Raw genomic sequence first — 21102 nt, 5'->3', positions numbered from 1 at the left:
ACGCCATGCCTGAAACGCGCTAGCGCTGAATAAGCGGTTGTACTTTATTATCAATAGCTTCCCGGGCCCGGAAGATACGGGAACGAACAGTGCCGACCGGACAATCCATAATGACGGCTATCTCTTCGTAACTTAATCCATCTAATTCACGCAGCGTAATCGCCAGACGCAAATCTTCCGGTAACGACTCAATGGTACGGAAAACAATGCTTCTCAACTCCTCTGACAACATTAAATTCTCAGGGTTCGATATTTCTTTCAACGCGCCCGCATTTTCATAATTCTCAGCATCATTGGCGTCAATATCGCTGGAGGGAGGACGTCTTCCCTGCGCAACCAGATAATTCTTCGCCGTGTTCACGGCGATGCGGTAAAGCCATGTATAAAAAGCACTATCGCCGCGGAATGATTCCAATGCGCGATACGCTTTAATAAACGATTCCTGTACCACGTCGGGCACATCCCCTTGAGGCACGTAACGGGATACCAGGCTCGCCACCTTATGCTGGTAACGAATAACCAGTAAATTGAACGACTTCTGGTCGCCCTTTTGGACCCGCTCAACCAAAACCTGGTCTGCTAGCTGCTCGCTCATCCGAGGTAATATCTCCTCAAACCGTTCTCCACACGTAAATAATACCGCCAGCCATAAATAGAGTTATCCCAGAGCAAGCCCTAGCTTAGAGCCGATGCCCCGCATAAAGTTCCGGACACACCGTTTGATGCTCGTCATACCGCAAACTACGGACGCGAGACCGCGGCACTCGGCATCGCCCGGAACCTTGCCCCGTCGGGGCCGCCGCGCATAGCGCCCAAATCTTTTCAGGTCGATTTATCACGCCGGCACGCCGTTTTTTTATATTTATCATCAAGCATATCGTGCCGATCATACGATAAATCCGAGGCATAAGCACCAACCGCCCCCGCCGGAAGGCGGGTATTTATACATCTTTACAGGGGCAAAAAATCAATATATGGATAAAACATTGAGTGCTACCATCGGTTTTCCCCTCTTTTTACACGACGAAACGATACGAACATGCAATCAAGCACAGAATACTCTTGTGATGTATTGATCATCGGCAGCGGCGCCGCCGGGCTCTCCCTCGCGCTCCGTCTGGCTGCGCACGCAAACGTTACCGTTCTCAGTAAAGGCCCGCTGAACGAAGGCTCGACCTTCTACGCCCAAGGCGGTATCGCCGCGGTCTTTGATGAAACCGATAGCATTGAAGCGCATATCGAAGACACGTTAATCGCCGGCGACGGGCTGTGCGAACGTGAAGCCGTCGCGTTCATCGCCGGCCATGCGAAAAACTGCGTGCAGTGGCTGATTGAACAGGGCGTATTATTTGATACCGAGACCAGCGCCGACGGAGAAGAGCGTTATCACCTCACCCGGGAAGGCGGACATAGCCATCGCCGAATCCTCCACGCCGCGGACGCCACAGGGAAAGAAGTGGAGAATACCCTGGTGCGAAAAGCGCTGTCGCACCCCAACATCCATATCATGGAGCGCTGCAACGCCGTTGATTTAATCACCTCCGACAAATTAAGCCTGCCGGGCTCCCGAAGGGTGGTGGGCGCTTACATCTGGAATCGTGAACGCGAAGTGGTCGAGTCCTGCCGGGCAAAAACCGTGGTTCTCGCCACCGGCGGCGCCTCCAAGGTCTACCAGTACACCACCAATCCGGACATCTCATCCGGCGACGGCATCGCCATGGCGTGGCGCGCGGGCTGCCGGGTCGCCAACATGGAATTTAATCAGTTTCACCCGACCTGCCTATTTCACCCGCAGGCGCGCAATTTTCTGCTGACGGAAGCGCTACGCGGCGAAGGCGCGCACCTCAAGCGACCTGACGGCAGCCGTTTTATGCCGGACTTCGACGCCAGGGGCGAGCTCGCGCCGCGAGATATCGTCGCCAGAGCCATTGACCACGAAATGAAGCGTCTTGGCGCCGATTGCATGTATCTGGATATTAGCCATAAACCGGCGGAATTCGTTAAGCAGCATTTCCCGACCATCTATGAAAAGCTGTTATCGCTGGGAATCGATATCACTAAGCAGCCCATCCCGATTGTGCCGGCCGCGCACTACACTTGCGGCGGCGTCATGGTCGATCGGCGCGGCCGCACCGATCTCAACGGGCTGTATGCGATCGGCGAGGTGAGCTATACCGGCCTGCACGGCGCAAACCGCATGGCGTCAAACTCATTGCTGGAGTGTCTGGTGTACGGCTGGTCGGCATCGGAAGATATCCTGCGGCGCCTGCCGCAAATCGATCGGGTAAAAACGCTTGCGGCCTGGGATGAGAGCCAGGTTGACGATTCCGACGAACAGGTGGTTATCCAGCATAACTGGCATGAGCTGAGGCTATTTATGTGGGACTATGTCGGCATCGTGCGCACCACGAAGCGGCTGGAGCGGGCGCTGCACCGCATTACCCTGCTCCAGCATGAAATCGATGAATACTATGCGCATTTCCGAATCTCCAACAACTTACTGGAATTGCGCAACCTGGTTCAGGTGGCCGAGCTAATTGTTCGCAGCGCGCTGGAGAGAAAAGAGAGCCGCGGATTGCACTATACCCTGGACTATCCCGAGCCGTTCGATACGCCCGTCCCCACCGTTCTTACGCCATAGCGTATTTTGCCGATGCCGGTTCCAAGTACGAGCCTACATAAACAGGTAGAAAGCGTTCGTCAATGCCTGAAAGGCGTCGGAGTAGCGATGTTCGGCGTCGCGTATCGCCAATTGCCGCACCAGAGTCTCTCCCGGCCGCCGCGACAGCGCAAACAAAACGCGGTGCGCGGGTCGGGAAGGAGACTCCGCCACATCCAGGCGCCGGTGAATAAACCACTCCTGTCGCCGCGCCAGCCGCACAAAATTCTCGACCGCCTGCGCCGGCAGCACCACGCAGAAAAGGCCATCGGGCGTAATCAAGCGTCGCGCGCAGTCCAGTAGCCGCTCATGCGTCAGCGTGACGGTATAGCGAGCCTGCGTACGCTGCGCCGTAGCGCAGGCGACGCCAGGCGCGAAATAAGGCGGATTGCTGACGATCAGAGAATAGTCCGCGGCGCTGTTCTCGGCAAACGCCGCGATATCATCAAGATAAACCTTTATCCGTTCGAACCACGCAGACGCAGCGATGTTTTCGGACGCCTGATGGCCGGCGGCGGCATCCAGCTCAACAGCATCGATCGGGACGTCGTCCTCGGTACGCTGCGCCAGCATCAGCGCGATCAAACCTGAGCCGCAGCCGATATCCAGAATTCGCCGCGTGCCGGCAACCGGCGCCCAGGCGCCCAGCAATACCCCGTCGGTACCCACCTTCATGGCGCAGCGATCGTGGGCGACGAAAAACCGTTTAAAGGTGAATCCGCCGCGCCGCAACAGCGATTTGTTATCAGATTGCCTGCTCATTATTGCCCGTTCCCGATTAAAACCGTCGTAGCATAGGGTAAACATCTATACAGTAAAAGATCGGTTGTCTGTTTAAACAGGTGAAGAACCCGGCCAATGCGTCTATAATCGGCGCCCCAAACAGAGGTAGACCATGACAGCAACAAATTTTTCCGAGCTAGATCTTGATGACAGCCTGTTAGACGCCCTGCGCGATATGGGCTACGAACGTCCGACGGCAATTCAGCTGGCGGCCATCCCGCCGGCGATGGATGGGCGTGATGTGCTGGGCTCTGCGCCAACCGGCACAGGTAAAACCGCAGCGTATCTCTTGCCGGTTTTACAGCATCTGTTAGATTTTCCTCGTAAAAAATCCGGGCCGCCTCGCATTCTTATCCTAACACCGACGCGCGAACTCGCCATGCAGGTCGCCGAACAGGCTCGCGCCATGGCCGCGCATACCCATCTGGATATCGCCACCATCACCGGCGGCGTGGCGTATATGAACCATGCCGAAGTGTTTAGCGAAAACCAGGATATCGTCGTGGCGACGACGGGCCGTCTGCTGCAATACATAAAAGAAGAAAATTTTGATTGCCGCGCGGTAGAGACGCTGATCCTGGATGAAGCGGACAGGATGCTGGATATGGGCTTCGCCCAAGATATCGAACATATCGCCGGTGAAACCCGCTGGCGTAAACAAACGCTGCTGTTTTCCGCAACGCTGGAAGGCGAGGCGATTAAAGACTTCGCCGAGCGCTTGCTGAACGATCCCGTCGAAGTGGAGGCCGATCCCTCGCGCCGCGAGCGTAAAAAAATTCTGCAATGGTACTACCGCGCCGACGATATCAAACACAAGACGGCCCTGCTCTGCCACCAGTTGAAACAGCCGGACGTCACCCGCTCCATTATTTTTGTCCGCAAACGCGAACGGGTACATGAGCTGGTCGCCTGGCTGCGCGAGGCCGGCATTACCGCCTGTTATCTTGAAGGCGAAATGGTGCAGGCCAAACGCAATGAAGCGATTAAACGCCTGAGCGACGGACGGGTAAACGTTTTGGTTGCCACCGACGTAGCCGCACGCGGCATAGATATCAACGATATCAGCCACGTATTCAACTTCGACCTGCCGCGCACCGCCGATACCTATCTGCATCGTATTGGCCGCACGGGTCGCGCCGGCCGCAAAGGCTGCGCCATCTCTTTGGTCGAGGCGCACGACCACCAGCTGCTCGGCAAGATCAGCCGGTATCTCAATGAGCCGCTCAAACCCCGGGTAGTCGATGAGCTTCGTCCGACCACCAAAGCGCCAAGCGCCAAGAGCACGGGCAAACCGTCCAAGAAAGTGCTGGCCAAGCGCAAAGAGAAGAAAGAGAAAGAAAAAGAGAAAACCAAGGTGAAGGTGCGTCAGCGGGATAAGAAAAATATCGGCAAACGCCGGCAGCCGGCGCAGAAAGCTGATTAATCGCTAAATGACAAAAAGGGAGCCGAGGCTCCCTTTTTTTCGCATGCGATTTTCGAAAATCGGAACTTACAGGCTTTCAGTAAAAGTACGAGTGATAACGTCGCGCTGTTGTTCCGGCGTCAACGAGTTAAAACGTACGGCGTAGCCGGAAACGCGGATAGTCAGCTGCGGATATTTTTCCGGATGCTTAACGGCATCTTCCAGCGTTTCGCGACGCAGTACGTTCACATTCAGGTGCTGACCACCTTCTACGCGTACTTCCGGTTTAATTTCCAGCGGGACTTCACGATATTCGATCTGACCCAGATCGCTGACCGGAACGATTTGATCTTCGCTATAAACGGATTTAGCGCAGACGCAACGCGCTTCGGATTTTTCTTCATCCAGCAGCCAGAAAGAGTTGATCAAAGCGCTGTTGTCTGACTTGGTGATTTGAATACCAGTAACCATTATTGCCTCCGTAAACGGCGTATTATTGTCTAAATTGCAAACGGTTTTAGCAACAAAATGCCATTAATTTTTAACGATTATATAAAACAAAAAGAATCTGCCTTCTTATATACCAGTACAATAGCCGCCATTCATTGACTTAAATCAATTTTATTATGGTGTAAAACCTCACCGCTTCGGCAATTTATTGTTTCATATCAATTTTAATACCACGTCTTCCTGCAATTTTTTTGTAAATTTTCAATTTTTTTTCAAGAAAATCAATATCCGCGCGTATTTTCCCGGCGTTACGGTTTTACCTTGGAACAATTGAACGGTAAGCTACTGGCAACAAAATCCCCTGAATGAAAAAGAAAGAGTGCATGATGGCGACTTCCCTAACCTGGCATGACGTGCTGGCGCAAGAGAAACAACAACCCTACTTTATCAATACGCTGGAATTCGTGGCTAAAGAGCGCGCGGCCGGAAAAACGATTTATCCGCCGCAGAAAGACGTTTTCAATGCTTTCCGCTATACCGAACTGCATCAGGTTAAGGTGGTTATCCTCGGTCAGGATCCCTACCACGGCCCGAATCAGGCCCATGGATTATCCTTTTCGGTTCGGCCCGGCGTGCCGGCGCCCCCGTCGCTGGTCAATATCTATAAAGAGCTGGCCAACGACATTCCCGGTTTTGTCATCCCGAACCATGGTTTTCTGCAAAGCTGGGCGCAGCAAGGCGTAATGTTGCTTAATACCGTGCTAACCGTTGAGGCGGGCCAGGCTCATTCACACGCGAACCTGGGCTGGGAAACTTTTACCGACCGCGTTATCGCCGCCCTGAATGAAAACCGGGAAGGCATCGTCTTTTTATTGTGGGGATCGCACGCCCAGAAAAAAGGCAACATTATCGATCGTCAGCGTCATCACGTACTGAAAGCGCCGCACCCTTCCCCGCTGTCGGCGCATCGCGGCTTCTTAGGCTGTAAGCACTTTTCTCAAGCCAATCAGCTTCTTGAAAAGCAAGGCATCGCGCCGATCGACTGGACGCCGCGTTTACCTGAGAACCAGTAGGAAAATCCGGCCTTCATGCGATGGAGGCGGGAGTAACGCGGCGCAAGGAAAAATACCTTTATAAGCGGCATGCTTTAGCGGGAAAAAATACGCAAAGGGAAATAAACGGATTGGTGGAGCTAAGCGGGATCGAACCGCTGACCTCTTGCATGCCATGCAAGCGCTCTCCCAGCTGAGCTATAGCCCCACATAATGTGGCGTGTTCACGATATCATACCAAACAGTGGGATTGTTTGGTGGAGCTAAGCGGGATCGAACCGCTGACCTCTTGCATGCCATGCAAGCGCTCTCCCAGCTGAGCTATAGCCCCGTACCTTACGAACCGAGTCCGTTGAACGGGTCGCATAATATGAAACCCGATTAGTGGTGTCAACGGCTAAATCCTTTTATGACGTCAACCGCTGAAAAAGGCATCAACCGCCCTATAATCGCTAACCTATCGGCGTCATTCGGCCCTAAAAATAACCGAAATCCTGACGCGAATAAAAAGGATGATAGAGATAACGCGTTTTATTATCATCTGATAATCTTTATCCAGATACGCCAACCTATGCGATATTTCATGATGATTGCCTTTGCTTTGATGACTTCCAGCGTTTTACCCGCCCGGGCGCAGTCGGCGCCGCCCCTCGTCACAGACCAAGCCAGAGAGTATTTCGACATCAGCCAGACAGATATGGAGAGCGATCAACACCGCCCTTACCGTTTGTTTATCGCGGTGCCACGCCAGGCGGCGCCAGAAAAAGGGTATCCCGTACTGTATATGTTGGATGGGAATGCGCAGTTTCCTTTCGCGGTAAACGGCTATAAACCGGAGAATGGGCCCGCTCCGCTGATTGTCGCCATCGGCTATCAGATCGAGCGAAGCTATGACGTGCCGGCGCGAACGCGGGATTACACGCCGCCGACGACCGTCGTCGACGCCCATTTCGACCAAGGCGGCGAAGCCGAAGCTTTTTACCAGTTTTTGCTAACGCGGGTGAAACCCTGGGTGGAGGCGCGCCATCGGGTGAACGGGCAAAAACAGACTCTCGCCGGCCACTCTTTCGGCGGACTGTTCACGCTTTACACATTATTTAACCATACCGCCTCTTTTCAGCATTATGTGGCGGCAAGCCCGTCTATCTGGTGGGGCTACGGCGTGGTGATTCCGGTCAGAAAGCCGCTGCTCGACGCCCCGCCGCACTCCGTCACGCTAAGCGTGGGCGAGTACGAAGAGTCGCCGGAAAAAGCCCCGACAGGCAAACCCATTAGCGCCAAGCGCGAAGAGCGTCACGGCCGGCGGAAAATGGTTACCCAGGCGCGCACGCTGGCGGCGCAGTTAAAAGATCAGGGCGTCAACGCGCAATTTATTCTCTTTGCCGGCAAGAACCACGGCGACGTCATCCCGGACGCCATCGGCAAAGCGGTGATAATCGCCGGTCGGTAATCCCTTTCGTCCAATGCAAAAAAACCGCCGTCAGGCGGGTTGAGGTTGCTGACAAACCCGTCTGTCAGTTCGAGATACACGGGGCGACCACGGGGGTGAGGCGTCGTAAGCGGGAACCTCACCCCGTGCTTCCCCTACAAAAACGCGTGCGTTTTTGAACGCCGCTTGCGGCGGCCCGAAGGGCGAGCCCTGCCAGCGGGGCGAGTAATATCTGACTTTGTCAACAGTCTGAACCCGCCGTCAGGCGGGTTTTCGTCAATAGAGCCAGCTAACGGCTATTGCTGCTGCGCTTCACGCTCGGCGATAAACGCCAGCGCTTTATCGATACGCGCCAGCGCCCGCTGCCGACCGACCGCATGCACCGTGACGTCAACGCCGGGAGACTGCCCCGCGCCGGTTACGGCCACGCGCAGCGGCATGCCGACTTTGCCCATGCCCAGCCCCAATTCATCCGCGGTTCCCTGAATGGCATGATGAACGTTTTCAGCCGTCCAGTCCGTAATCGACGCCAGTTTGGCGCGCACCAGCTCCAGCGGTTGGCGCGCCACCGGACGCAGATGTTTCTTCGCCGCGTCGGCGTCAAACTGCTCGAAATCTTCATAGAAATAGCGGCAGGACGCCGCCATTTCCTTCAGCGTTTTGCAACGCTCGCCCAGCAGGGTCACCAGCTCGCTCAGTTGCGGGCCGCTGCGCGTATCAATGCCGGCCTGCTCGATATGCCACGCCAGATGCGTCGCCACATATTCCGGCGGCAGATGATTAATGTAGTGATGGTTCAGCCACTGCAGCTTTTCCGTATTGAAAGCGCTGGCGGACTTGCTGATGGCTTCTAACGAAAACAGCGCTTTCATCTCATCGACAGAGAAGATCTCCTGATCGCCGGCCGACCACCCCAGGCGAACCAGATAGTTCAGCAATGCCTCCGGCAGATAGCCGTCATCGCGATATTGCATAACGCCGACGGCGCCGTGGCGTTTGGAGAGCTTTTTACCGTCATCGCCCAGAATCATGGAAACATGCGCATATTCCGGCACCGGCGCGCCCAACGCTTTCAGGATGTTGATTTGGCGGGGCGTATTGTTGATATGATCTTCACCGCGAATAACGTGGGTAATTTCCATATCCCAGTCATCGATCACCACACAGAAGTTATACGTCGGCGAACCGTCCGTACGGCGGATGATCAGATCGTCAAGCTCCTGGTTGCTGAATTCGATGGGACCGCGGATGCGATCGTTAAAAATAACCGAGCCTTCCTGCGGGTTGCGAAAACGCACCACGTGCGGCTCATCATCCGCATGATGCGCGTGGGAATCACGGCAGCATCCGTCATAGCGCGGCTTTTCGCCGTTCTCCATCTGCTTTTCACGCAGCGCTTCCAAACGTTCTTTCGAGCAATAGCATTTATACGCCGTGCCGTTTTCCAGCATCTGATCAATGACGGCGTTATAACGATCGAAGCGTTTAGTCTGGTAATACGGACCTTCATCCCAATCAAGATTCAACCAATTCATGCCATCCATAATGGCGTCGATCGCCGCCTGCGTGGAGCGCTCCAGATCGGTATCCTCAATACGCAAAACGAACTCGCCGCCCTGATGACGGGCAAACAGCCAGGAATAGAGCGCGGTGCGGGCGCCGCCTACGTGAAGATAGCCAGTCGGACTGGGCGCGAAACGGGTTTTAATTTTCATTTGGGATTACAGCCTTTTTTACGCAACGGCTGCCGGCAGGTGCCGACATGAGTTCAAATAACAAAAAGTGGGCGATATTCTATCATTCTGCCCCGATTCCTCAACGCCGTAACGTATCACGCCACGCTTTATTCCTTATTGAAGTGAATGAGGAAGCGTCGCTATCGTCGAGAAATAGGGCGTCCTGCCTAATTTTACAACGAACGGCCATTTTACTTTTAAAAAGCGTTGACTCACTTTCAACTATCCCTATAATGCGACTCCACACAGCGAGGGTGATTAGCTCAGCTGGGAGAGCACCTCCCTTACAAGGAGGGGGTCGGCGGTTCGATCCCGTCATCACCCACCACTTTTTTTGAGTGTGCCGCGCTGTGTAAAGTAAGAAGAATTGAGATTGGGTGATTAGCTCAGCTGGGAGAGCACCTCCCTTACAAGGAGGGGGTCGGCGGTTCGATCCCGTCATCACCCACCACTCTCATGCCAGCGGTCTTCTTGCTGAAAATAAAGTTTAGAAGTGGGTGATTAGCTCAGCTGGGAGAGCACCTCCCTTACAAGGAGGGGGTCGGCGGTTCGATCCCGTCATCACCCACCACTTCTGCGGGTCGTTAGCTCAGTTGGTAGAGCAGTTGACTTTTAATCAATTGGTCGCAGGTTCGAATCCTGCACGACCCACCAATCTACCTTCCTGGGATGACTCATAGAGTCCGGGGAAGTAAGAAAACCGTATCACTGACAACAGGATACGGTTTTTTTTCGTCTGTATGCGCCCTTCCGCATGCCGGGGGAACCAGAGCAAATAGGCCTATGAATGGGCCCATGCCTCTGATGGTGGAAATCTTGTAGGCCCATTTTGAGTTTCGGGCTGAAAAACTCTTCAGAAAACAGAATATTGCACCACTCCATCGCTGTCATTTCCCATTGACACATCAAGGAGTGATTTTATGGCTGTTCTTACCCGTCCATTGTCTGCCTCAGAAGTCCAGAAGGCAAAACCCGCCGATAAAGATTACGAACTGTTCGACGGTCAGGGACTAACCCTGTTCGTCAGAACCAACGGTAAAAAAATCTGGCGCTTTCGCTATAAACGCCCCGGTTCGACTGCCAGAACCACCATTACTTTGGGACATTACCAGTGCGCTGAGTACCTAGTATCGACCCCGTTGAAGGACGATAAACTCTCTTAATAACTTTAGCGCCGCAGACCTGATAGCAACGCTTTAGAACGGTGACTGAGGCGAAGTGAGCACCGAACAGTCGCGGCGCTAAAGTGGAAACAGGGCCAAACTCAACGTCCAACCCCATTTCACCGCTGCGGAGCAAGGGGCGCTATGTCCGGCTATGCAAGGTCAGTTTTTTCTCCCGTGTGCTTTCCGTTCCCGTAACCTTATTGCGGGACGGCAGAGTGACAGAAGTCTCAGGGAAATTAATTTCCCTGCGAATTTTCGGCATTCAATGTCCGGGAAATTCGCAGGCTGCGGGTGCGGGCGGCTAAGAGCCCGCTCATCCCGCAAACGGTATTTTATCCCCCGGTCATGTCTGTGGACTGCGAAACAGGTATGACGACGGCGATTAAAATTGAAGAAACCGCAAAGGCATCCGGGCCTGATTTTGGTGTTATAAATAAGTGTATTATGTCGTGTAATATACACGTATCTCATTACAGGAGAGAAACCATGGCAGCGAAACAACGCAACACGCAGAGCGTGACCATGACGGTGGAACGCACCTTACTGGTCAGAGCGCGTGAGGCAGGCATTAACCTGAGCGCTACCCTGACAGCCGCCCTGGATGTTGAGCTTCGCCACCATGAAGCGAAAAAATGGCAGGAAGAGAACCTGGAGGCTATCGAAGCATTAAATCGTTTTCATGATGAACATAGCTGTTTCAGTGATGAATACAGGACATTTTAACCATGCAATTCACCGTATACGGTAATACCGGTAAAAGTGCCGTTTACCCTCTGCTGCTTGATGTCACGAGCGATATTATTAGACAGTTGAACCGCCGGATAGTGATCCCGTTGTTACCTGCTGAAAAGTATCCGGCAGGCCGCCGACCGGATCGCCTTGTCCCTGTAGTCAGACTGACGGACGGCAAAGAATACGCTGTAATGACTCACGAGCTGGCAAGTATCGTATCCCTGTCCAGGTCCTGGGGACGGTGTTTTGTGATGCTTCGCAATACCGTACTCAGGTAAAGGCCGCAATAGACTTCCTCATCAACGGAATTTGACGTTTCTTCCTGTGCTGTTAAACAGGCATAGCTTTAATCGTAGCTAATGAGAGCTTGTTCAAGTTCGTCTATCGTGCGGAAGAGACACATCGGCAAACCCCACACTTTCAGGATTACATAAATCAGACAGCGAATATGACGACTCACAAGGAATCCATCTCTGTCGTTCCGAGCCTGCTGATGAATAAAGAGGGATTGATGTTTAAAGCACAGTGAAACCGGTTAATCCGACCACCACTGCATCATTTCCATTCGGGTTTTAGGTGCCTGGGCCTATAGTGGAATCGAAGGTGATGGGGATTGATGGTCTCCTGATAAATATCCGTGATTCCGTCGCCGCCTAAAAATCGTGCGCTTAAACTATGAGAATTAATTCCCTCTTGCAGTTTTTCAAAATGGGCCTACAGTTAGGCCCACAGTGATAGAGCGTTGTGTAATGTTTTCTTTTTTTTCAGAAAATTAGAGTCCGAATTAGGATTCTGCACGAATTTAACAGTAATCCTCCTTCGGTTTTATATCGCGCGCGCCGTGCGGGTGAGAAACGGCGTTCAGGTTCGAGCCGAGCGAAGCGAGACGGCAACGCGCCAGCGTTGACCCCGAAGGGGCGAGGCCGGCCGTTACGTTACTCCGATATGGCGTTTAGCGCCGCGCCGCCGCCGATAATGGCGATATGTTTTTTCTTCATTGCGGCAACGCCTCCCGCCTCGGCGAACGCAGCCAATGCAAACACCGTTTCACGCCCATGCGTCTTTGCGTAAATTTTATTTCCATCAATTGCAGTCTCCATATTTTCAAAGCCATAACGCGGCTGATTGGATAGCGTTCATAATAGAAATTTCGCGCCTGCTCCTCATGTTCCTCAGACAACGGGGTGATGTGGGCCTGATATTGAACCCCTCTCATCGACATCATTGACTTCACCGATGAGATAATGGTGCCGGAAACCGTTGGCTCCTTGAGCATTAATTGCGAGTGGCGTGAATTGATATCGCTCATTAAATACAACACCATCTGATCTTTTTGGAATTGATAAAAACAACTTGCCGACCACACCGCCCCTTCCGCAGCGACACTGAGCGTTAATACACGTTCCTGATTAATGAATTTACATATTTCACGTAATTGCTGTTCGTTATTCATGGCCTCTCCTTAGCATGATCCTCGGATGATGCTCTGGATACGTTGATAATGTTGCCTGCAACCCGCGCGGGATCGGCGCTTCGAGCGGAACATCACGCAGACGACCGGCGACACCGGGGAAACGCGCCAGTTCGGCGAAGGTGTTAACCTCATACAGCGGATCAAAACCTAGCGATTGACGCATATCCAACCAAAACGGCGCGCCGGTTTACGGTGAAAAATACCCTTTCGTTATTCCCGTCAGGCGGGAGATAAAGTCAGGTAAATTCATCGTATTTTCAAATTTTTACGGTTGCAGCCAGGTGCTTTGCCATTCGTTCCGGTGATACTCGGCCCGCAGGCGCCGGTGCAGGCGATCCGAACTGGCGGCCCAAAATTCCACCGTTTGCGGTACCAGTTGGTAGACAGAGAAACGATCGGGACAGGGCAATGCGCCCGCGTCCTCGAGGGCTTCAGCCGCCCTGCGCAACGACTCGCTGTCCAACAGCGGCTCACTTTGATGAGAGACCGTCGACATCGAATGCAACGGAATCGGGCGTTTGTCCCAGATCGCCCTGGCCGTGGCATGCGGCTGTTTGACCACCCTGCCGCTGACCGAGAGTTGCCGCCCTAGCTCTTTCCAGTAGAAGTGAGCGCAGGCGTAGGGATGGCTATCAATATCCTGAATCTTGCGGCTACAGCTGTGAGTGGCGAACAGAATGCCGCTCTCAGAAAAATCAAGGATCGCCATAACGCGCGAACTCATCTCCCCTTGCGCATTCGCGGTCGTCAGCACCATCGCGCGCGGTTCTCTGACCTGTTCGCGTATCGCTTCCCGCACCCAGGCGCAAGCGAGCTCAATCGGCTGCTTCAGTGGCGTATGGAAAGCCAAAAAGTCCGTATCCACCTTGCCGCTGACGCTTTCAAACGCACTACTTCCCATTTTTCCTTCTCCTTCAAATCGTATAGGCGCCCTGCGCTACCTGGATGGCATGCCCCCCGGCATACAGCCGGTACGCCCCTTCATCCCTTTGCGCCATGCCGTACATTTTTGACGGGTGCCCCATCTCCACCCCCTGCCAGATTTCCAACGGCTGGCCATAGTCGCTCCACCCGTGCCGCGCCAAATGCAGCGCCAAAGGCCCGGCGGCCGAGCCAGTCGCCGCGTCTTCCACTACGCCGTATGCCGGTGAAAACATGCGCAGGCGCCAGTGATTGCCGTCGCGGCAGAAACAGAGCGCGGCCATGTTTTCATGCTGCGCCAACGCACGCTGATCGGGGTTGAGCGACGCCAGCGCCGGCATATCGGCGACGCCGACAAAGACATGACGCGGCCCGACGTCGTACTGTTCAATCGGCAAGGTGCTGTGCGATACCCCCAGCGCGAGCAGCAACGCTTCAGCTCGCGCATAGGGTTGGATTACCGGGGACGGCTGGAGCATATCGACATGGGCGACCGGGAGATCGCTACGCAGCTTGGCATCTTCCAGCGTGAAGGGGAAAACGCCCTTCGCGGTTTCGATATTCAGGCTGGTTTTTTGCAACCGGTGAGATAGCGCCAGCGCCGTGCCCAGCAGCGGGTGGCCGGCAAAACCCAGTTCGTTCACCGGGGTAAAAATGCGGACATGCGCATCGCCGCCGCTGCGAGGGCGCGATACAAATGTGGATTCCGAGAGCCGCATTTCCGCCGCTATGCGCTGCATGGTTTCCGGCTCAAGATCGTCACAGTCGAAAAATACGGCGACCGGATTGCCGGCCAGCGCGCGATCGCTGAACGCATTTACGATGACATAGTGGTGCATGTTTCCTCCTGACTTAGCAGAGACGCCCAGGGCGCGGTAATCGACTCGTTCAGGCAAGATGCCGCTACGGTGAATTGCAGCCGTACATCCGGCGGCCTGCCGATCGCCTCGGCGGCCGCATTCAGCGGCAACGTCGCAAGGTTGGGTTTCTCATCACGCCACACCATAACCGCCCCCCAGCGCGGCGGCTCCTCACTCATGATCCAATATTTGGCCTGCAGCGCGTCGATTCGCTGCCAGGCGGCCAGATCGACCTGCTCAAGCTGCGCCTGCAGCTGCCCGATGTCCGGCTCGTCTGGCGCCGGCTCCCACCACACACATTCCAAGATCATGAGGCCACCACCTGTTGGATTGATTCATAAAGGATCCGCGGCCCATCAATGGTTAACACCGACTCGGGGTGGAACTGCATGGACGAAAAGCGCGGTCCGCGCAGGCCATAAATTTGGCCGGTCGCCTCATCCCGTGCAACGCGAATCTCGCCATACTCGCTGGCCAACGCGTTGCTGGCCGCCAGCCCGGTGAAGGTGTTGTAAAACCCCACGCATTCGACCTTGTCAAAGAAGGGAATCTCTTTTTGTATCCCCTGATTGGGCGACGCCAACGCGACTATCGGATACCCCAAGGCGGCACACAGAATCTGATGGCCGAAACAAATCGCGATAAAGGGTTGGCCTTGTTGCATGGCCGTCTGAATCAGCTTGCGGCTGCGGATCACCCGTTTGTCGCTCAGATCGCGCGGATCGCCCGGTCCGGGGCCGATGACCAGCAGCTCATGCGGGTTGGATTGGAGAGGAGAATCGGAATGCGCGAGCCGGACGTTGAACCCCATCGCACGCAGCTGATACTCCATCATCGAGGTGAAGGCGTCTTCGTTATCAATCAGCAACACCTCGCCCCGACAACGCCGCGGATTCGCACCGGCGTCATCACGCCAAAACGCAGCCAGGCGATGATTGTGCTTTTGCAGAGCGACGGCGACCTGATCATCCTGAAAAATGGAGGCCGAACCGCCATTCAACCCCATGGCGCACTGTAACGCGGCGGCCTTCGCCCACGTTTCCGCCGCTTCTGCGATAGGATCCGAGGTACGAACCAGCGTAGCCCCCAGCCCTATGGTCAGCGCGCCCGTCGAATCAATTTCACTCGTCCTGATCAGGATCGCCGAATCGATCGTCGGCTCACCGCCCTCAGAGCCCAGCAAGGCGGCAAAACCGCTGTAGTAGCCTCGCCCGGACGACTCATATTTGGCGATAACGCGCGCCGCGTTTTCCAGCGGACTGCCGGTGACTGTCGGCGCAAACATGGAAGAACGCAAAATCTCGGGCACCGGCAACGACGAATGCCCTTCGAGCCGATAGCCGGTATGCACCAGGCGCGACATCGGCGTTAAGAAGGGGCCGAACGTTTTGACGTCGGCATCGCAGATGCGGGTCATCATCTTCAGCTCTTCATCCAGCACCATCGACAGCTCATCCTTCTCTTTCTCGTTGGATAAGAAGTCGAGCAGCCCTTCGCGGGTCGGCCCGGTGGCGGGATAGCGATAGGTACCGCTGATCGGCGTCATAGAGACCCTCTGTTGCTGCAGGGTGATATGTCGCTCCGGCGATGCGCCAATCAAGGTGACATCGCGGCACTGAATGAAAAAGGTCCAGTACGCGCCGCTTTCCTGCAGCAGCAGGTTTTTAAAGAGGGTTAATCCCGTTTCGCAGTCATAATCTGCGAAGTCGGCGGTAAAGGCGCGGCGGATAACGAAATTAGCCCCCTGGCCGGTGCCGATCTCCCGTTGAATGACTTGAGCGACCGTGTGCGCATACTCATCGTCGGAAGATTCGAACGCGGCGTTGTTAACCTTCAACGGCGTATCGGGCAGCAGGGCCAAGGCCTCATGGAGCGGCACTTTACTGCAGCGCGCATTGACGAACGCAATTAGCGGCTTACCGTCATCATTCACGGCGTAGCCCCGTTCAACAATCTGCCGATAAGGCGCAACCAGCAACGTTTGCCGCCCATCGCCGCCGTCAGTATTCGCCGGTAAGTCCGCCAGCTCTTGCAAGCTATTCAGATGCCGCTCTTCCCCCGTGATCACTTCGATTTCGGGAACCGTGCCGCGCCCGCATCTGAATAACAACGCAAACGATTCATCGTTGCTGCCATACCGCAGCAACGAGGTTATTGCCGTATCTGTATTCATGCCACCACCTCGTCCACCGATAATATCGAAGCACAGCATGAAGCGGCGTAAGTCAGCATGCGCTGATGGGCCGCCTGCGAAAAATCAGCTATCGCATCCCGCGCCAAAAAGACCTCAATATCTCTGGAATAAGCATCCAGAGCGGTGGTTAAAATGCCAATTTGCGCATAGACGCCACATATAATTATTTGGTCTCGCCGTTGGTCGGAAAATATATCGGCGAGTTTTGAAGAGAAAAATGCGCTATATCGCCACTTTTTCAATACGGGCTCTCCCGGTTGAGGCGACAATAATGGTGTGATTGCCGTGTGTAACGGATCGGCATCCATACCCGCCCCCCAGAAATCATAAAGCAACCCGCGTTCTTTCGCGCTCATGCTGCCTTTCTGGCCGGTGTAAACCACGGGGACGGCATGTCTTCTCGCCCAAGCTAATAATTGCTCGCAATTTTTCAGCAGGGTATTACGTAATAACTCAGGTAACGGGTTAAGGAAAAAATTTTGCATATCGTGAACTAAAAGCAAACTTCTGGCGGGAGTAATACGCCAATCCACTTTATTTGGCGTTGACGATGCCAGCGAACCGAGATCATAGTCTTCAATATCAGGTATAGCCATGTCATATCCCTAGACTTATCAGAACGTAAAAAGGAATCACATAAAAACGAGATAAAGATGAATAAATGGACATGGACATTAGGTCGGAATTCCTTCTCTGATTATTTCCGGCACATCAATACCCAGCGCGCGGAATTGCTGACAAGGATTCATAAATTCACGCTGGAGGATTATTTTTCCATTTTTAAACTGGAAGTAATGAATGAAATGATTTTGATAAAATCCTTTAGGATACCCCTTAAAATTAATCTCTCCTTTACCGTCGCATTCAACCCAAAAAATATCCGGGTCCTGCGTATCGAATATCTTCACGTTGTACCAACGCCAGTCGGGGAAGCAGGCCAGCGACCATACCGCATGTTTAGCCAGCTGCTTTTTGCCCTTGATAACGACCGGTTCGCCGCTATCCGTAGTCCAAAGCCCCCCACATCCCTCCTCGTCAAACAGTTCGTGTCTGGATAAACGAGCCTGCCCGTAAGTATTCATATACTGTTCGACAATATTGCGATTACTCGTGCGTACTTTATTTTCCGTCATCATTGCTCCTTAATTCCATATAAAATAAGACAGTATTCTTATTTGATTATGCGATGCCAGCCAGACGCTGTTGCCCGTTCTGAAAAATCAACGCATTTAACCACTCTCTCCAGCAGCCGCAGCGACGGCGGCACGAACGGACCCTCGCCAAAAATAGCTTTGTAAAACATGCTGCCGGCTTCTATGTTGTCAACATACAAAATCACACCATTAAGCTAAACATCTCCCCTCTGCAAAAGGCTTAAAATCAGATTGATTCAATAGAGTTGAATATATTTCAAATGAAAATGATCAAATATAAATTAATCACTATAAGAAAAAATAAAACTGAGGAAACAGATAGATATTTATGAGATAAGCGCAGGAAGCGAAGCGGGATTTCTCTATTCCCATTGGTAAGGCCTTGCCCGCAAGAACAAACCAGACAAATAATAGCATTAGCGATAACTTTCGGTATAAACATATTATCCTGATAATTAATAACTCGCCCACTCATCGTAAACACTTCCTTATAGATGGTGCTTTATAATAACCAACAAAAACTATTTTTCTCACAACATCCATTATGATTTCTAATGTTTCGCTATAGAAAGAATGCGTTGAGCATCGCCAAATGTATATAAACTTCACATATAGATCGAATTTTATTAATACATGTCAATAAACAGCATCTAATTATGTTTTTTTTTGAAAAAAAACAATAACAATTATTTAATTAGATAAACTTTATAATAAGTGAGAAAAAGGGGGGAATAATGGATGTTCGCCATGTACTGTCAGGGAAGAGAGTGATCCGATCCTGTCTACCGCTAAAAGCTCAATTTATTCAACAACGCCCCGCAGGGCTGAGGAATCCCCAGAAAATAATTAAACGTTATTTAGCGAATATTCATAAATAACAGTATGTTGTTTGATATTTTTCCTTCGCGTAAAAAAATTGCGCTGAGGTGGGCGTGACCGCCGGGTGAGCGACAGGACGTCGCGAAAGCCAGCGCCGCGTCGGCCAAATTCGTCGGGAACGAATTTGGCCAGCCAACGGCTGGCCTGCGCAGAGAGACAGGATATCTCTTATTTAATCCCGATGAGCTTACTTAAGTCAGTGATTCGGATGACTGACGAATCTGCCGGGAGCGGATTTGAACGCCGCTTGCGACGGCTCCGACGGGGCGAGTAATAAAAGCCAACGCACATGCAGCTTGAAGTATGAAGAGTTTTGCCGCCATAACCGGGCCTGGCGAAAACGATCAGATTTCCCAGTCATGGTTATAGCGCTTAGGCTTGAACTGGATAACGTCCCCTTTTTGCAAACCGTTCAGGCTAATATCGTCCCGCGCTACCTCAGCCTCAATCAGCTCCTGCTGATTGCCGATCTTGAGTGACAGGCGGGTCAAGGCGCCCAGCGGGCGAATGTCGCGCACAATAACCGGCTGATAGCCATCCTGCGCCTGAACGGATAGCGCCACCTCATGCGGACGAAACAGAATAGTTTCATCCGTCTGTTCGATTTTCAGTTGGTTGCTGTCGCCCAGGAAGTGGTAGACAAACTCGCTGGCCGGACGGTTATAGACTTCGTCGGGCGAGCCGATTTGCTCAATAACGCCTTTATTCATCAATACGATACGATCGGCGACTTCCATCGCCTCTTCCTGATCGTGGGTAACAAACACCGATGTCAGATTGATGTCCTCATGCAGCCGCGACAGCCAGCGGCGCAGCTCTTTACGCACTTTGGCGTCCAGCGCGCCAAAAGGCTCGTCCAGCAGCAGAATGCTGGGTTCGACGATCAGCGCTCTGGCCAGGGCGATGCGCTGGCGCTGGCCGCCGGACAGCTGTTCAGGATAACGATCCGCCAGCCAGTCCAGTTGAACCAGGCCGAGCAGCTCATGCACCCGCTTTTCAATATCGCGTTTCGACGGACGGATATTTTTCGGCTTCATGCGCAGCCCAAACGCCACATTGTCGAACACCGTCATATGGCGGAATAAGGCATAGTGCTGGAAAACGAACCCCACGTTACGCTTGCGCACATCGTGAATGGAGACATCTTCGCCGTGAAAAATAATACTGCCGCTATCCGGCTGCTCCAAGCCGGCGATAATACGCAACAGCGTGGTTTTACCACACCCGGACGGCCCCAGCAGCGCCACCAGCTCGCCGCTCTGAATGGCGAGGTTAATTTGATTCAGAGCCTGAAACTGACCAAATTGTTTATTAATATTGCGGATCTCAATGCTCATTTTTGGTCAACTCCTGTTGTTTCTCTATTTGCTTCGTCAGGCGGCTCTCACTCCACTGGCGCAGCAATAGAACGACCAGCGACATCACTAACAGCAGAATCGCCACGCTAAAAGCGGCGACGATATTGTATTCGTTGTAAAGAATTTCGATATGCAGCGGCAGCGTATTGGTCAGCCCGCGGATATGCCCGGAAATGACGGAAACCGCGCCGAACTCGCCCATCGCTCTGGCGGTGCATAGCACCACGCCATAGATCAACGCCCACTTTACGTTGGGCAGGGTGATGTGCCAGAACATCTGCCAGCCGTTGGCGCCCAGCAGTCTGGCCGCCTCTTCTTCCTGCGATCCCTGCTGCTCCATCAAGGGAATCAATTCGCGCGCCACATAAGGCAGCGTAACGAAAATGGTCGCCAGCACAATTCCCGGCACCGCATAGACGATCTCCAGATTATGCGCGGTCAGAAACGGATACAGCTGGCTTTGCGCGCCAAACAGCAGAACATAGACCAGACCGGCGACCACCGGAGAGACGGAAAACGGCAAATCGATCAACGCCAGCAAAAAACTTTTACCGCGGAATTCAAACTTGGTTACGCACCACGCCGTCGCCAGGCCGAAGACGACGTTAAGCGGCACCGAAATTACCGTTGCCAGTAGCGTCAGCTTGAGCGCGGAGATGGCATCAGGCTCGGTAATGGCATCCCAGAATGCGCCGATGCCGTTATGCAGCCCCTGCGTTACCACCATCAATAGCGGCAGAACCAGAATCAGAAAAAAGACGATCCACGCCAGTGAAACCAAAACGTAGTACGCCGCCGGTTTTTTGGGAGATTTTACCGACCGGGTTTGAGTAGAAATAACCTGTTCCATCGC

Annotated in this window: 20 protein-coding genes, 6 tRNA genes, 1 other RNA gene and 1 pseudogene; 12 read left to right on the top strand and 16 right to left on the bottom strand. The window is 53.3% G+C overall.

All coding sequences use genetic code 11. The features are described from left to right. Window positions 1–19: 19 nt before the first annotated feature. On the bottom strand, window positions 20–595 hold the full coding sequence (rpoE, locus tag VSX58_RS10430; protein WP_048637826.1) for an RNA polymerase sigma factor RpoE: 576 nt from the start codon (window positions 593–595) through the stop codon (window positions 20–22). A gap of 444 nt (window positions 596–1039) precedes the next feature. On the opposite strand from rpoE, the gene nadB reads away from it, so the two are divergent. Then, window positions 1040–2641 (top strand): L-aspartate oxidase, encoded by a 1602-nt coding sequence (gene nadB / locus VSX58_RS10425; RefSeq protein ID WP_327617998.1) that lies wholly within the window; start codon window positions 1040–1042, stop codon window positions 2639–2641. A gap of 33 nt (window positions 2642–2674) precedes the next feature. Here nadB and trmN read toward each other — a convergent pair whose 3' ends face one another. Beyond that, complete coding sequence (gene trmN / locus VSX58_RS10420; protein WP_327617997.1) at window positions 2675–3421, bottom strand: tRNA(1)(Val) (adenine(37)-N(6))-methyltransferase TrmN; 747 nt, start codon at window positions 3419–3421, stop codon at window positions 2675–2677. Window positions 3422–3554: 133 nt separating this feature from the next. Here trmN and srmB point away from each other — a divergent pair, with 133 nt between their 5' ends. After that, complete coding sequence (gene srmB, locus VSX58_RS10415) at window positions 3555–4865, top strand: ATP-dependent RNA helicase SrmB (RefSeq protein WP_327617996.1); 1311 nt, start codon at window positions 3555–3557, stop codon at window positions 4863–4865. 66 nt (window positions 4866–4931) lie between these two features. Here the strand turns inward: srmB and grcA are convergent, their stop codons facing one another. Continuing rightward, the gene (gene grcA / locus VSX58_RS10410) at window positions 4932–5315 is read right to left on the bottom strand and encodes an autonomous glycyl radical cofactor GrcA (protein WP_327617995.1); all 384 of its coding nucleotides are present in this window, start codon (window positions 5313–5315) and stop codon (window positions 4932–4934) included. 365 nt (window positions 5316–5680) lie between these two features. Between grcA and ung the strand changes: the two genes are divergently transcribed. After that, window positions 5681–6367 carry a uracil-DNA glycosylase gene (ung, locus tag VSX58_RS10405; RefSeq protein ID WP_327618214.1) on the top strand — a complete coding sequence of 229 codons (687 nt, stop codon included), beginning with the start codon at window positions 5681–5683 and terminating at the stop codon, window positions 6365–6367. A gap of 111 nt (window positions 6368–6478) precedes the next feature. Here ung and VSX58_RS10400 read toward each other — a convergent pair. Beyond that, window positions 6479–6554 (bottom strand) — tRNA-Ala (locus VSX58_RS10400). A 47-nt stretch (window positions 6555–6601) separates the two neighbouring features. Continuing rightward, a tRNA-Ala gene (locus VSX58_RS10395) sits at window positions 6602–6677 on the bottom strand. A gap of 252 nt (window positions 6678–6929) precedes the next feature. Between VSX58_RS10395 and VSX58_RS10390 the strand changes: the two genes are divergently transcribed. Continuing rightward, entirely contained in the window at window positions 6930–7796 is an 867-nt protein-coding gene (locus VSX58_RS10390; protein ID WP_327617994.1) for an alpha/beta hydrolase, read from the top strand. A gap of 275 nt (window positions 7797–8071) precedes the next feature. On the opposite strand, the gene gltX is transcribed toward VSX58_RS10390, so the two are convergent. Continuing rightward, entirely contained in the window at window positions 8072–9490 is a 1419-nt protein-coding gene (gltX, locus tag VSX58_RS10385; RefSeq protein WP_327613635.1) for a glutamate--tRNA ligase, read from the bottom strand. A 273-nt stretch (window positions 9491–9763) separates the two neighbouring features. Here gltX and VSX58_RS10380 point away from each other — a divergent pair. The 8 genes and pseudogenes from VSX58_RS10380 to VSX58_RS10345 all read left to right on the top strand — a co-directional run bounded on the left by VSX58_RS10380 (window position 9764) and on the right by VSX58_RS10345 (window position 12364). Then, window positions 9764–9839: transfer RNA gene (locus VSX58_RS10380), tRNA-Val, on the top strand. A gap of 47 nt (window positions 9840–9886) precedes the next feature. Beyond that, window positions 9887–9962 (top strand) — tRNA-Val (locus tag VSX58_RS10375). Window positions 9963–10006: 44 nt separating this feature from the next. Further along, window positions 10007–10082: transfer RNA gene (locus tag VSX58_RS10370), tRNA-Val, on the top strand. A 7-nt stretch (window positions 10083–10089) separates the two neighbouring features. After that, window positions 10090–10165, top strand: a tRNA-Lys gene (locus VSX58_RS10365). 266 nt (window positions 10166–10431) lie between these two features. Further along, the gene (locus VSX58_RS10360; RefSeq protein WP_407654863.1) at window positions 10432–10674 is read left to right on the top strand and encodes an integrase arm-type DNA-binding domain-containing protein; all 243 of its coding nucleotides are present in this window, start codon (window positions 10432–10434) and stop codon (window positions 10672–10674) included. A 489-nt stretch (window positions 10675–11163) separates the two neighbouring features. Then, on the top strand, window positions 11164–11400 hold the full coding sequence (locus tag VSX58_RS10355; protein ID WP_327617993.1) for a type II toxin-antitoxin system CcdA family antitoxin: 237 nt from the start codon (window positions 11164–11166) through the stop codon (window positions 11398–11400). 2 nt (window positions 11401–11402) lie between these two features. Next, a pseudogene (locus VSX58_RS10350) lies at window positions 11403–11722 on the top strand (CcdB family protein). A gap of 514 nt (window positions 11723–12236) precedes the next feature. Beyond that, a non-coding RNA gene (locus VSX58_RS10345) (RtT sRNA) lies at window positions 12237–12364 on the top strand. A gap of 39 nt (window positions 12365–12403) precedes the next feature. On the opposite strand, the gene VSX58_RS10340 is transcribed toward VSX58_RS10345, so the two are convergent. From VSX58_RS10340 to cysW, 10 genes are all read right to left on the bottom strand, one after another. Continuing rightward, window positions 12404–12862 (bottom strand): PNPOx family protein, encoded by a 459-nt coding sequence (locus tag VSX58_RS10340; protein WP_327617992.1) that lies wholly within the window; start codon window positions 12860–12862, stop codon window positions 12404–12406. After that, complete coding sequence (locus VSX58_RS10335; RefSeq protein ID WP_327617991.1) at window positions 12855–13046, bottom strand: hypothetical protein; 192 nt, start codon at window positions 13044–13046, stop codon at window positions 12855–12857. Before VSX58_RS10335 ends, VSX58_RS10340 begins: the two co-directional genes overlap by 8 nt. Window positions 13047–13148: 102 nt before the next feature. Then, a complete protein-coding gene (locus VSX58_RS10330) occupies window positions 13149–13784 on the bottom strand; it encodes a pyridoxal 5'-phosphate synthase (RefSeq protein WP_327617990.1) in 636 nt (211 codons plus the stop codon). A gap of 13 nt (window positions 13785–13797) precedes the next feature. Continuing rightward, entirely contained in the window at window positions 13798–14643 is an 846-nt protein-coding gene (locus VSX58_RS10325; RefSeq protein WP_327617988.1) for a PhzF family phenazine biosynthesis protein, read from the bottom strand. Beyond that, complete coding sequence (locus VSX58_RS10320; protein WP_327617987.1) at window positions 14622–14975, bottom strand: hypothetical protein; 354 nt, start codon at window positions 14973–14975, stop codon at window positions 14622–14624. Before VSX58_RS10320 ends, VSX58_RS10325 begins: the two co-directional genes overlap by 22 nt. Then, the gene (locus tag VSX58_RS10315; protein WP_327617986.1) at window positions 14972–16837 is read right to left on the bottom strand and encodes an anthranilate synthase family protein; all 1866 of its coding nucleotides are present in this window, start codon (window positions 16835–16837) and stop codon (window positions 14972–14974) included. The genes VSX58_RS10320 and VSX58_RS10315 overlap by 4 nt, the downstream gene beginning before the upstream one ends. Next, the gene (locus VSX58_RS10310; RefSeq protein ID WP_327613641.1) at window positions 16834–17454 is read right to left on the bottom strand and encodes an isochorismatase family protein; all 621 of its coding nucleotides are present in this window, start codon (window positions 17452–17454) and stop codon (window positions 16834–16836) included. Before VSX58_RS10310 ends, VSX58_RS10315 begins: the two co-directional genes overlap by 4 nt. A 78-nt stretch (window positions 17455–17532) precedes the next feature. Next, window positions 17533–17994, bottom strand: coding sequence for a PhzA/PhzB family protein (locus VSX58_RS10305; protein ID WP_327617985.1), 462 nt, complete (start codon window positions 17992–17994; stop codon window positions 17533–17535). Window positions 17995–19235: 1241 nt separating this feature from the next. Beyond that, a complete protein-coding gene (locus tag VSX58_RS10300; protein ID WP_327613643.1) occupies window positions 19236–20228 on the bottom strand; it encodes a sulfate/molybdate ABC transporter ATP-binding protein in 993 nt (330 codons plus the stop codon). Then, window positions 20218–21099, bottom strand: a complete 882-nt coding sequence (gene cysW, locus VSX58_RS10295) for a sulfate ABC transporter permease subunit CysW (protein ID WP_327617984.1) — start codon at window positions 21097–21099, stop codon at window positions 20218–20220. Before cysW ends, VSX58_RS10300 begins: the two co-directional genes overlap by 11 nt. Window positions 21100–21102 lie beyond the last annotated feature (3 nt).

The sequence above is a fragment of the Brenneria populi genome, assembly GCF_036016195.1.
Taxonomy (GTDB): Bacteria; Pseudomonadota; Gammaproteobacteria; order Enterobacterales; family Enterobacteriaceae; genus Brenneria; species Brenneria populi.
Note: the sequence above shows the minus strand (reverse complement) of the source record. Positions and strands in the feature narration are given on the sequence as shown.